Source organism: Chitinophaga oryzae, from assembly GCF_012516375.2.
Classification (GTDB): domain Bacteria; phylum Bacteroidota; class Bacteroidia; order Chitinophagales; family Chitinophagaceae; genus Chitinophaga; species Chitinophaga oryzae.
Map to the genome: position 1 here is coordinate 2,928,258 of NZ_CP051204.2, position 11,958 is coordinate 2,940,215.

General features: G+C 46.9%; 14 protein-coding genes. 9 read left to right on the top strand and 5 right to left on the bottom strand.

Annotation, left to right across the window (positions count from 1 at the left end):
• Nucleotides 1-5: 5 nt before the first annotated feature.
• Entirely contained in the window at nt 6-929 is a 924-nt protein-coding gene (locus HF324_RS12255) for a leucine-rich repeat domain-containing protein (RefSeq protein WP_168859885.1), read from the top strand.
• 335 nt (nt 930-1,264) lie between these two features.
• Here the strand turns inward: HF324_RS12255 and HF324_RS12260 are convergent, their stop codons facing one another.
• A complete protein-coding gene (locus HF324_RS12260) occupies nt 1,265-1,621 on the bottom strand; it encodes a bleomycin resistance protein (protein WP_168802735.1) in 357 nt (118 codons plus the stop codon).
• A gap of 163 nt (nt 1,622-1,784) precedes the next feature.
• Here HF324_RS12260 and HF324_RS12265 point away from each other — a divergent pair, with 163 nt between their 5' ends.
• The 4 genes from HF324_RS12265 (at nt 1,785) to HF324_RS12280 (ending at nt 4,337) form a co-directional block, all read left to right on the top strand.
• The gene (locus tag HF324_RS12265; protein WP_168802736.1) at nt 1,785-2,021 is read left to right on the top strand and encodes an acyl carrier protein; all 237 of its coding nucleotides are present in this window, start codon (nt 1,785-1,787) and stop codon (nt 2,019-2,021) included.
• A 303-nt stretch (nt 2,022-2,324) separates the two neighbouring features.
• Nucleotides 2,325-2,513, top strand: coding sequence for a hypothetical protein (locus HF324_RS12270; protein ID WP_168802737.1), 189 nt, complete (start codon nt 2,325-2,327; stop codon nt 2,511-2,513).
• Nucleotides 2,514-2,628: 115 nt separating this feature from the next.
• Entirely contained in the window at nt 2,629-2,823 is a 195-nt protein-coding gene (locus HF324_RS12275; protein ID WP_168802738.1) for a hypothetical protein, read from the top strand.
• 221 nt (nt 2,824-3,044) lie between these two features.
• Nucleotides 3,045-4,337 carry a DUF3108 domain-containing protein gene (locus tag HF324_RS12280; RefSeq protein WP_192023249.1) on the top strand — a complete coding sequence of 431 codons (1,293 nt, stop codon included), beginning with the start codon at nt 3,045-3,047 and terminating at the stop codon, nt 4,335-4,337.
• 96 nt (nt 4,338-4,433) lie between these two features.
• On the opposite strand, the gene HF324_RS12285 is transcribed toward HF324_RS12280, so the two are convergent.
• Nucleotides 4,434-5,387, bottom strand: coding sequence for a terpene synthase family protein (locus HF324_RS12285; protein ID WP_168859886.1), 954 nt, complete (start codon nt 5,385-5,387; stop codon nt 4,434-4,436).
• Nucleotides 5,388-5,522: 135 nt separating this feature from the next.
• Between HF324_RS12285 and HF324_RS12290 the strand changes: the two genes are divergently transcribed.
• The 3 genes from HF324_RS12290 to HF324_RS12300 all read left to right on the top strand — a co-directional run bounded on the left by HF324_RS12290 (nt 5,523) and on the right by HF324_RS12300 (nt 8,021).
• The gene (locus HF324_RS12290; protein ID WP_258539502.1) at nt 5,523-6,224 is read left to right on the top strand and encodes a DUF1826 domain-containing protein; all 702 of its coding nucleotides are present in this window, start codon (nt 5,523-5,525) and stop codon (nt 6,222-6,224) included.
• Nucleotides 6,225-6,243: 19 nt separating this feature from the next.
• Nucleotides 6,244-6,762: a Crp/Fnr family transcriptional regulator gene (locus HF324_RS12295; protein ID WP_168802740.1), complete on the top strand. Its 519-nt coding sequence runs from the start codon at nt 6,244-6,246 to the stop codon at nt 6,760-6,762.
• A gap of 83 nt (nt 6,763-6,845) precedes the next feature.
• On the top strand, nt 6,846-8,021 hold the full coding sequence (locus HF324_RS12300; RefSeq protein ID WP_168859887.1) for an epoxide hydrolase family protein: 1,176 nt from the start codon (nt 6,846-6,848) through the stop codon (nt 8,019-8,021).
• A gap of 12 nt (nt 8,022-8,033) precedes the next feature.
• Here the strand turns inward: HF324_RS12300 and HF324_RS12305 are convergent, their stop codons facing one another.
• Nucleotides 8,034-8,792, bottom strand: coding sequence for an SDR family oxidoreductase (locus HF324_RS12305; RefSeq protein ID WP_168859888.1), 759 nt, complete (start codon nt 8,790-8,792; stop codon nt 8,034-8,036).
• 41 nt (nt 8,793-8,833) lie between these two features.
• The gene (locus HF324_RS12310) at nt 8,834-9,238 is read right to left on the bottom strand and encodes a hypothetical protein (protein WP_168859889.1); all 405 of its coding nucleotides are present in this window, start codon (nt 9,236-9,238) and stop codon (nt 8,834-8,836) included.
• Nucleotides 9,239-9,373: 135 nt separating this feature from the next.
• Between HF324_RS12310 and HF324_RS12315 the strand changes: the two genes are divergently transcribed.
• The gene (locus tag HF324_RS12315) at nt 9,374-10,135 is read left to right on the top strand and encodes an LOG family protein (RefSeq protein WP_168859890.1); all 762 of its coding nucleotides are present in this window, start codon (nt 9,374-9,376) and stop codon (nt 10,133-10,135) included.
• Between the two features lie 101 nt (nt 10,136-10,236).
• On the opposite strand, the gene HF324_RS12320 is transcribed toward HF324_RS12315, so the two are convergent.
• Complete coding sequence (locus HF324_RS12320) at nt 10,237-11,928, bottom strand: SusD/RagB family nutrient-binding outer membrane lipoprotein (RefSeq protein WP_168859891.1); 1,692 nt, start codon at nt 11,926-11,928, stop codon at nt 10,237-10,239.
• Between the last annotated feature and the right edge of the window lie 30 nt (nt 11,929-11,958).

Here is an 11,958-nt window from a genome sequence, read left to right on the forward strand (position 1 = left end):
CAGGAATGTCTATCAGCTATATCGGTAAAATCATCCCATCGGGCGCTCCCCGGTGGCTTATGGGGCAAACACTGCACACCGCAGACAAAGAAAAGTTTAAAGGGTACAAGGACAGAGGACTGGAATGGGGCGTCATCGAAAAAAGCAAACTGGCGGACATCGATTTCCTGGAGCTATGGCCCGATGATAACAGCACCACCGCCATACCACCCGTAGTGGCCACGTTGCCCAACCTGAAAACACTGATCATCCCTTCCTGGTTTGTGCCGCACCTCAAAGCGGAAGACCTGCCACGCGGCCTGGAAGCATTGCAGATAGGCGTCAACAGCGAGAACAAACCAAAGGTGAACTGGAATAAGGACCTGGTACTGCCGGATATCACCCTGCTGGATATGGGCCGCGTGATGTCTGACTTCCATGCCGGCAACTTCCCCGGGCTTTCCAATACGCTCACGATTACCCTGGGCAATAAAAAACTGGACCCTTCTGAAATCGGAAAATGCAAACAACTGAAAAATCTCTTCCTGCATAAGGCAGATACCGTGGAGACGCTCAGCCAGGCAGGCGCCGCCTCCCTGCGTTTCGCCGGCTGGATGGAAGGCAAGCATGAAGATTTCAAAGGACTGAAAGGTTATGGTGAGGTGCGCGACGCAGAAATAAAATGGAACAAAAAACTCACCTCGCTGGAAGGGCTGGAGCACCTCTCCAAACTGGAACAACTGGATATTTCAGACTGTTCCAAACTGGAGCACCTCGGGAATATTATGCATATCAAAACCCTGCAGTGGTTCCGTATTATGGAGAGCGGCAAAGCCTGGACCACGCACATCGATGACATCAGGGCAAAATTTACCAAAGCCGGATTTGAAAAAATACGGTTTGAGCCGGATGGCAACTACTCGCTGCTGGAGATATGGAGAAAAGCATAAGCAGAAACACTGCTTTTAAAGATAAAAAGTACCGCTTCCCTGGACAGGGAGGCGGTTTCTCTTTTAGCCTAATCCTTTTATCATCTAGAAAACCAAAAAAATATAATGTGGTCGATTGTCGTCTTTCTAATAAAGACAGCCAAATTGTTTGACAGGTGCAGTGGGATTAAAAAAAAATATTGGTGAACGCCCAAAAGCCTTACAGCAACACATTGCTGTAAGGCTTTTATCATTTAGATAGCTTGCGGGGAGATCAGCGGCCCTGTCGGGAAAATCAGGGTAAATAGTCGGCAGCCGGTAATAACGTTAGTGCAGCATGCTGCCCGTTCATTTTTCTATGCGCCTTGTCCAAAGGTTAGCAGGTTGTTGTCGGGATCAAGGAGGGAGAACTCTTTCTGCCCCCAGGGCCTAACCTGTAGTTTCCCATTTGGATGAATGTTTGTCCCATTATCCAGCAGTGACTGGTATAAAGCATCTATGTCATTGGTCCGGATATAAATTTGTCCGTAGTTCTCTTTGGGGTCAAGTTCTTTGAACTCAAAAAAATGAATTTGCAGACCGTCTTTTATGATCATCAGATAACCTGTGTAATCGACGTCTCCGAATAGCTGAAAGCCTAATTGGCCGACGTAGAAATCCTTTGTCAGGGCTTTGCTGCGCATGGGCAGCTTCGGATGAATGGCAGTAAGCATATTTTTCGTTTTAGGTTGTTACGAATGTAAGTATTACAGTGCCGTATATACGTAAATTCGTAAATATTTTGAACTATTCAGCCTGAAAAGCGTTATTGCTTCATCAGTTCTCCCGGGCATGACCCTGAGATGAACAGTTTACCCTTCAAAAAAACCATCGCATATGGAAAACCCGATCACAGCAGAAGTCATTAACGTTATCAGCAGTTCTGCCGGCATTCCCCAGGAATCTATCACTGCCGACCGGTCATTGGACGACCTGGGGCTGAACTCCATTATGGCAGTTCAGCTGTGCTCAAAATTACAACAGCAGTTTGGCGTAGAGGCTGCCCCGGAAGAGATTTTCCGGATGGGAACAGTGGGGAAGATCGTTGATTACGTTGAAAGCAGGGCTAAGTAAAGAAACGTATCAGGTAAATTTCACCAACATGAAAAGCATTATACGGGAAGGTATAATGCTTTTTTCGTTTGTGCCGGGTCGGCCTGCAATGCCCCTATGACAGAAAAAAAACCTGTATTCGTGGATATGCCCTCCGAACGGGGTGGTTATCTTTACAGCCATCGATGAGCAGACAAAACAGCGGAGGTAGTATTTCTTGCGGCATTGGAACATATACGCTATGTTTGTAATTCGAGAATAACGTTCTGTATTAAGGGCATAACCCCCAACCGGCTATTATGGACCGCTTTAGGAATGGCAGTTTTGAAAAAATTATCTGGTAAAATAGTGAGGAGCAGGAAAAGAAGGTATGAAGGCAGGCCTTTACGTATGACCTGCCGGCTGCTGATCATGTTGCTGATGGCTGCTTTTGTCTCTGCCCAAACACGGGAGGATTCGCTGCGCGGCGTGCTGGCGCAAAAAGGCCCGCCATTGGAGCAACGGATAAATTGATATAACCCCTGCAGCAAAAAGAATCGCTGTTTCCGGGGATATCGCAGATGACGACCGACACTAATTTTGTATTACAATCAATCGTATTTTTCAATCCAATTAAGCAATATTCATTATGCAAAGAATCGGCTCCTTTTTAGTTATTATCGGCCTGGTGGCTATAGTCCTCGATTTCTTTAACCGCGTGCCCCGTATCCTGGCCTGGATCTACGAATGGGGAAATGGTCCGGCCTGGGCTATCAAGATTGGCCTTATCGTCCTGGGAGCCATCCTATACCTTATGGGCGGTAAGAACCTGCAGAAAGATTAAAGAATAGCCCCCCGGCCTTTCGCCGTTGTCTTGTGAGGTACTTTAAAAACCCGTGAGGTTTCAACGCCTTACGGGTTTTGTCTTTGATGAGTGTTATACTTATCTAGTTATGGCGTGCCGGATGTTGTCCTGCCAATTTGCCGGAAATCGTTTATTTTTGTCCATTCAGAAAGGACTTAAATATAAGTTATAATTATAATTGGTAAGAAAATAAGGACTTCATGCAAATTCCATTGAAATCTGTTCTGCTGCTGTTATTGCCATTTGCCAGCTTTGCGCAGAAAACTGTTGTACCCGGTAGCCCAGACATTAATACCAGCCGTTTGCAACCCGGAAAGTCATTGTTCACCATTTACTATGTGAAAGACAATAACTGGACAAAGAAGGGAACGTTTACCCATGAACTATCGGTTTCAGATAATCAGCTGAGATTTGTGGCCGATTACATCGATGAAAAAGGAGAGTGGTACAGGAAAAGGACTTCTGTAGCAGATGCTAAAACGCTTAGCCCCGTGAGCTATAAGTCTGAAGGACTCAAAAACTCGCTGGACCTTACTTTCGGAAGCACCGTTACCGGTAAGTACCGCGAGAAAGGTGGCAAGGATAAGCAGCTGACGATAAAGCCGGCGGGTAAGTTCGTTGACTTTAACGTGTCCGAGCTTCTTTTTACCACGTTACCACTGGATGTAGGTTATAAAGCCATTGTTCCGGAGTTTTACTATGGCTCCAGTCCGGACAGCGTGTTATCCAATTACGTGATAAAAGACGTAAAAAGCTACATACAGCGTTCTCCTAAAACCGGAAACCATGAAAGCTGGCTGGTGAATGTGCTGGAAGAAGAGTCCGGCGCTATTTACACGTATATCATCGATAAAAAAGATCACCGGATCTGGCAGCGGGAGATGCCGGTAGGCAAAGGGACCATAGAGATCTGCGTGAACGAGGAGCTGGATTACCAGCCGATAGCGGCGAAGTTTGACAAAGAGGAAAACCTGCGCATGCTGGAGAAAGGCAACAGTGTTATCACTGGTACCGCTTTCGCCAGGGACCGCGGCGGAAGTAAATTACAGGTGGTGAATATCAACAGGGCCCAATACGCTCCCAAAGGCACTGTGGTGAGCATTCTTCCTAATTCGGCCTATATCGAAGAATGGAAAGAAGTAAACCGGAAAATCCGGAAACGTAAAAAAATCCCCGAAGTGCCGATCGATCCTAACGTTGCCGCCTGTATTAAGAAAACGACCGTGTATGATGACAAAGGCCATTTCGAGTTTACTAACCTGATGCCGGGTGAATATATATTGCTCACTACTTTTGGCTATACGCACCGTTATTCTTACAGCTACCAGTCAGGCACCTCCAACCTGGTGCACCCGAGTGGAGCGGTGCTGTCATCCAGCCCTGTTTACAGCCATGGAAGCGGTGCTACGGGCGCCACGGCAGAGATTGAAATGAAAGTGACTATCAGGAAAGATGGTGATAAAGTAGATGTTAATCTGAAAGATGTGCGGTAAGAACTGTTGAGGAACATCTTTCCAAAAAGGAATAAATAAGGAAGCCTTCCGTCTGTTACAGCGGAAGGCTTCCTTATTATGGAGAAGGGAGAGGTCTTACTGATCATATCTTCCTGAATGAAGGTGCCATAAATGATTGCCTTTGCACATGTGCAGGAGGTGGCCGGCATACTCCCTGAAAAGCCCGTTATAGGGCCCAAAATCCGGCGGGTTTTCTTTGAGCTGTAAAAATGTCTTCACCGTTTCAATATGGATACGTGCGGCTTCGGCATAGGCGTCTTCCAGGCTGCATTGATACGCCTGCCTGATCACCAGTACCAGGTTCATCATCTGTCCCGCGGCCAATTCCCTTTTGGCGGAATAATAATCGTGGCACCAGGATATTATAAGCGCGGCGTGCCGCCTGAGTTCCCTGACATGCGGATGGGACAGCAAAGCATAAGGCATAAAGGATGACATATAGAGCTCCACGATGTCCTGGTAAATATATATGCCGATCAAATGCTCGCGCAGGAACATATAATGCGGGACGGAGGGATAATGGTCAGGCGTAAAACAACGCTCCATGATCATCCCTTCATAAAAATAATTGAGGTTACAGCACCAGCGTTGCATCCATGCTGCCGGCGCCAGCGGCAGCAGCGCATCTCTGAACAGTTTAAACTGGTAAAGCAGGTCCCCTCTCTGGCAGGGGACATCCTGCCCCGCCATGATGGCTTCGCTTTTAAGCAGGTAAGGCCGCAGTTGATAGATATCGATGTTGTCAGTATAATCATCGTGAATGAATAACAGCAATACCAGTCTGGCGCCTATCGTTAATGCCTTACTGGTGGCCTGGGGATAAAAGCAGGAGGAAATCATCCCAAAACGGCATTGTTTGTAGAATGTCCGCTGCGTATCTGTGAGAAACAGGTATTCATGGTCTATCCAATTGCTGGTTTCTTCCTCTGTTTGCGCTTCCAGCGGATGGCGAAGCGGTTCCCCGTCCGTATCATAAGGATACTGTAAGGGGGCAGTGATACGGTAGACATAGGCTTTAGTTAAATTCAACGTCACAAATAAAAATACATTGTCTCACCGCGGGGAAAATTCATTGACGTGGTATCCGTCTTTTATAATTATCATTGGCTACCTTTATATGAAGGCAGCGGTCGGTTATCGTTGCCCGTTGATTTTATGTAAACTATGATGATAGATTTATCCGGTGGTGAACAACATATTCGCTGTGTAGGGAGTTTTCAGGACCTGGTCGCCACGCCGTTTAGTGGAGAAATAAATGCAATTTGCTGGGCGCGTGAACTAACCGGCGATTTTTCTGAGATCGTCAGTAAGGTAACGCAGAGCGGAAATATAACGGAGATTGAACCTGCGGAACTTCTTGGACTTCAGTTGAGCGAAGAGGGAGCGCTTGCCCGTGACATGCTGTTACAAGATATGGCGCTATTGAAAGTACATGGGGCATTGCCCGTTCTAAATGTGATCAACTACTATGACAGGGATGATGCCTACCCGTTTTTTCCGACCGATGTTTATTCCTTTCACGTAGATCGCTCTCCGATACCTACCGATACCTTTTTATGCACCTACTATGGCGCGGCGAGTGATATATTGCCTAATGCACAAGGCGAAAAAAAAGTGCTTATCCCGGAAATACGCGCGCAGCTCAGGAAGCTGTATCATGGAGCTGAGGAAGGTTTTGAATCGTTCCTGAGTGATAATTTTTTCGATCTGCATTATCAGGCTAAGCCTGAGGCGCGTCCCATAAACTTAGGGGTTGGTAACCTGTGGCGGCTGGCGGTGGACCATCCTGAAAGCAAGGTGCCACCCTGCCTGCATCGTGCGCCAAAGGAAAGGCCCGGGGAGAGCAGGTTATTGTTGATTTGCTGACTTTAAATGTTATATTAAGATGGCAGAATGGCAAAAATTCAGTCACCTGTTCAAGCGGGAGGAAATACCTGCAAAAACGGTCTTATTACAGGAAGGAGAGATTGCCAGAAAAGTTTATTTTATTGAAAAGGGATGTTGCAGGCTTTCTTTCAACAACGATGGTAAAGATATTACTTTCCAGTTTTTCTTTGAGGGGGAAGGTGTTTCCTCTGCCGAAAGTTTCCGGTACGATAAACCCAGTCTCTATTCCATAGAGAGCCTTGAGCCATCTGTCGTCCATTCCCTCACGAAAGCAGATTATCTTACAATCGTTGAAAGCTCACCCGTTATTAAACAAGACATGGAAGAACAGACTTTTCAGCGGCTTGCCTATGTGGAGAAGCTTTTTCTGTCCAGGATCAAAAACAGTCCCGAAGAACGATACAGGGAACTGCTGCAGCAATATCCCCGGATCCTTCAAAGAGTACCGCAACACTATATTGCTTCCTTCCTGGGCATCACTTCTGTTTCACTCAGCCGGATCAGGAACAGGCGTTAGATTAATTAACAATTGTTATCGTCCTCCATTTGTATAATGATGAATTTTGACCTAAGAAATTAAACAATCAAAATTTGAAAGCTATGCAAAAGTTCACGATCCGGATTCCTGACAAGGACCTTGAATATCTTCATCAAAGACTCTCCAATGCCCGTTGGTTTGACTCCGCAATTGAAAGCGGCTGGGAAAAAGGTGTACCTGCCGGCTATCTGAAAGAAATGACTGGCTATTGGCTGAATAAATTTGACTGGAAAAAACAAGAGGCTATTCTCAATCAGTTCCCACAGTTCATAACAACCATTGATGGACAGAATATCCATTATCTGCATGTTAAATCACCGAAGCCGGGGGCTGTTCCTTTGATGCTTATTCATGGCTGGCCGGGTTCTTTTGCAGATTTTATCAAAGTTATCCGGCCGCTTACCGATCCGCAGGACGGCCAAATAGCTTTTGACCTGGTTATTCCATCTATCCCGGGTTTTGGTTTTTCCACGCCTGTAAAAGAAAAGGGGTGGAATATGATAAAAATTGCGACTGCTTTCACTACTTTAATGACGCAGCTGGGTTACGAAAAGTTTGCAGTTCATGGGGGTGATATGGGAGCCGGCATTGCAGGTATCATGTCTGGTGTGGCCGCATACAACCTGATCGGCACGCATATAAATACTGATTTCTTTGCGGTAGCAGGACTGGGAATGTTCCCTTCCGACACATCGTCTTTTACAAAGGAAGAAAACGTGCGGCTCGACCGAATGAAAGCCTACAAAAAAGATGGAACGGCCTATTTGGACATCCAGGCTACAAGACCTCATACTATTGGCTCCGCATTGTCGGACAGCCCGGTTGGGCAGCTGGCCTGGATGGTGGAGAAATATAAAGAATGGACAGATGCGGACAAAAAACTGCCCGAGGACGCCATCGATACAGATCAGCTATTGACAAACGTTTCCCTGTACTGGTTCAATCAAACAGGAGCGTCCGCCGCAGAGGTCCTTGCCGAAAATATGAGCATGGCTTTTGACTGGTGTGGTGACAGTTCACAGAAAACCAGTCAATGGGCACCGCCGAAGATTCCGTCGGCCATCGCCTGCTTTGGTAAAAAGGAAGATGAGTCTCTGCTGAAAAAATTGACGTCGCTGATGGGAGTGCCGGATAGATGGGCCTTCTATGGCAGCGGTTGTCATTTTCCGGCCATGGAGGCGCCGGAATTACTGGTTCAGGATATCAGGCAATTTTATTCGGGTGTTGCAGGCAAATAATGAAAGATAACGTTATTGAGCGGTCCAGCCGCCGTCAACCGGGAGGGCAGTGCCTGTAACAAATGATGCGGCATCGGAGCAAAGCCATACTACGGCTGCCGCCACTTCTGCAGGTTCCCCCATACGTCCCACCGGTTCCATTTCCCGAAAATGCTGTTCTACTTGTTTGTCATTCCCGGTAAAGCGGTCTATCATAGGTGTTTTTATAACGCCCGGGCAAACAGCATTTACACGGATACCGGATTTAGCATACTCCAGCGCGGCCGTCCTGGTAAGCCCTACAACACCGTGTTTACTGGCTACGTAGGCAGGGAGTAAAGGAAAGCCGACCAGTCCGGCTACAGATGCGCAATTAACGATGGCGCCGCTACCTTGTTGTAACATATGATAGAGCTCATGTTTCATACATAACCAAATGCCGGTCAGGTTCACAGCCAGCGTTCTTTGCCAGTTCTCCTGTGTGCACTCCTGTGTAGTGGCGGAAACCCCCTCGATGCCTGCGTTGTTGAACGCGAAGTCGACCCTGCCGTATATGCCAACGGATTTGCCGACCATCGCCGCAACGTCAGAATCCTTGCTCACATCACATTTAATAAACGTGGCCTCGCCACCATTCGCTTCTATTTGGCGGAGCGTCTCCCTGTCCGGATCTTCCACGCAATCTGCAATGACCACTGCCGCACCCTCTTGAGCAAAGGCGATGGCTGCAGCGCGGCCAATACCGAAACTCCCGCCCGTAATAATGGCCACTTTATTATGAAATATTGCCATGGTTTAAGATTTTATATTCTGGTACAATGCAAATATCATCATCATTCATTGTCATTGTCCGATGCATCCGGTAATTGAAATGGGCGGCTTTTTGCCGGTTTGCCTGCATTGTTCAACTCTTCCAGGGTCCAGTTATCTGTCCTGATGGTTTCCAGCCATAACGTTCCTGCTTTACGCAGTATTTGCACGTTCAGCCCGAAGATGTGGCTAAAGTCATATTCTACTGCAGCAGCTGTGCGATAGTAGCTGATATCGATCCAACCGCAGGCATACCGCGTTCGTATTTTTTCGATAAGCGTGTCCGGCGATATTTTCTCGTCCTCAGGCGAGTATTCACCTTCGGCATGTGGTTTCCTGAAAAACTCCAGTTTCAGGAACGGATATATGGTTTGGAACCTGTCCTGTATGTCCGCTACAACCGCTTCTTCGCTAATATATATCTGCATAAAAACGGGTTTGTTTTAATACAATTATAGCATCGTTTTGGGTATAGGAAAATGAGGGTAATCACACTGTTTCATGATAGCGGTCATAATATCGGGGATGCAATTGTGGTAAATTGATTTCTTAATGTTTAACCTATGATTATAAATAGCGAAGCACCGCAACTTGCGGTTAAGAAGGAACTACCCGGGTATGAAGAGAAGTACTTTTTGGAAGGCCCGCGCTCGAGACTAAAAGAATTGTTCTTTTCTATTAAAGTGTTGTTTGAATTTATACGTGGGTTCAGGGTATTGCATTTTGCCGGACCTTGTATCGCTGTATTTGGATCAGCAAGGGTAAAACCGGGATCAGACTATTACGAATTGGGGCGAAAAACAGGAGCGGGTATTGCAGGACTTGGTTTTACCGTCATGACAGGTGGCGGCCCGGGGATTATGGAGGCTGCTAACAGAGGCGCCAAAGAAGCTGGTGGTAAATCGGTGGGTTGTAATATTAGTCTGCCGAAGGAACAGATGGCTAATGACTACCTGGACCTGCGTTATAATTGCAAGTATTTTTTTGTGCGTAAAGTGCTTATGTTCAAATATTCTTACGGGTTCGTTATCCTGCCAGGAGGAGTAGGTACCCTGGATGAGTTTTCTGAGGCGCTTACCTTGATTCAAACCCATAAAATTCTCAATTTCCCATTGGTGTTGATGAATCGCGGATATTGGGAACCATTGATGCCATTGTTTCATAAAATGATCGAAAATTATATGATATCACCCGATGATTTAAAGTATATCCTGATAACGGATTCCATTGACGATGCGATGAAACATCTTCAGCAATATGCTGTCGAGCAGTATCATGCAAAACGGGTAAAGGAATTCCGCCGGATTGCGCTTTTCGGAGAATAGGCAACTGCCGGCATGCGCTATTTCGGAAAATTGCACAAAGCGCCGGAGAATACTGAAAAGAAAGAAGCACTTACCATTATATGTAAGTGCTTCTTTTTATGTTACTGCCCTTTCCCGAAGTCGGGAGCGGCTTTATCATACCAGATGCGCTGTGAACTCAGGGTAGGCAAGTCCTGCGCATTGGGGGTGAATCCCTGTTGCTGCATGGCGGCCGACCAGTTGGCCCTGTTCACTTCTCCGGGATCTATCAGCCAGAAACGGCGTGGGACCAGCTCGTGGAATGGTTCCCTGCCATAGTAGGCCGAACCGGTTTTCGGGTATCCGGTACGTCTGCAAAATACGTATGCCTCATTAGGCTGCCGGTACATTCCCAGGTATTGCTGGATATAGATCTTTTCCAGGTTATTGACGCCATTGAATTTCACCAGCGGATTAGCCAGGTAGTTGTTGATCTCTGTTGCTCCATCGCCGGAATAAGCGGTGGTGGAGCCTGCGGCTACTGCTATGGCGTTCATGGTCTGTATCGAGGAGGCGACTCCTTTTTTGTACCAGTCTTCCGCGCTGCCTTTGGTATCCACTCCGCCGGCATAACCTTTCTGGATAAACTCAGCGATATAAAAACAGGTTTCTGCATGGGTAACGGCAACATCCAGGAACTTACCGGTTGCCTGGTTTAGTTGAGGAGAGAAAAACCTGCGGTTGATAGGGGAGATCAGGGAGTATTTTGTGAACTGGCTCACAGGCAGCGGGTTCCCGATATAGGACGCCACGTCGGGATTGGTGGTCCAGTCGGCAGGTCCTCCCTGGTACATGATCAGCGGATCGTTCGGATCAATGAATGCAGGAAGCGACACCTGGTATTTAGCCAATGAATCTTTATAACTGCCCACCAGGTCATTTTTTTCGAAATATACCGGTAACCGGGGATCATTGGTTTTCTTAAGGAAATTCATGATAGACGTACTGGCGTACCTGCGGCTACGGTAGTCGATATCTCCCCCGGTGCCGAAAGGAACATAGGTGGCATTCACATACCTGACCTGCGAGTCATAGTCGCTAATGGGGCCGATAGCATCTTTCATTACTTCCTGGAAGATGGCCTGGCATTTTGCCTTGTCTGCGTTCTCTAACCTGGCGGCTATACGAAGTTTAAGCGTATTGGCCAGTTTCACCCATTTTACCCAGTCGCTCTGGTAAAAAATATCAGATGGTCCGTACACCATTTGCGTTACCATGGAATTGTCAGACAGTACTTTAATAGCCTCATCGAGCTGCCCCAGCCAGTTGGCGAAAAGGGCCGGCTGTTCATCATAAACCGGGTTGTATTTCTGTTCATACCGTCCTCTTACTGCCTCGCTAAAGGGCACAGACCCGTTCATGTCTGTTACTTTGATGCCGTGCAGCACCATCAGGATGTTGGTCACTACCTTTATTTTCTGGTACTTTTCCTTGTCGGGCATAGCGTCCACCTGTCGCCTGATTTCGTTCAGATTGGGTAATACCTGGAGGTAGTAATTATTGTACCGTGTATTTACGTTGTTGGTAATTTCATACGGGCTGGAAGTCACATGTTGCGTAAAGCGCATCAGCTGTTCCATGCTTTCCCATACCCATTCGGTACCCTGGTAGGTAAAGATTTTGTCTTCCGAATAGCTGAGCAGGAATTTTACATCCGGTTTGCTCACCAGGCTTGGGTCGGTGTTGATATCGCCAAAATTTTTGGAACAGGATGCGGCGCCCAGCAGGGCCAGTGCTATGCAAACCTTTATATATCGGTGTTTTATATTTTTCATGATCTTGTTTTTTGATGTTGCCATAAACCA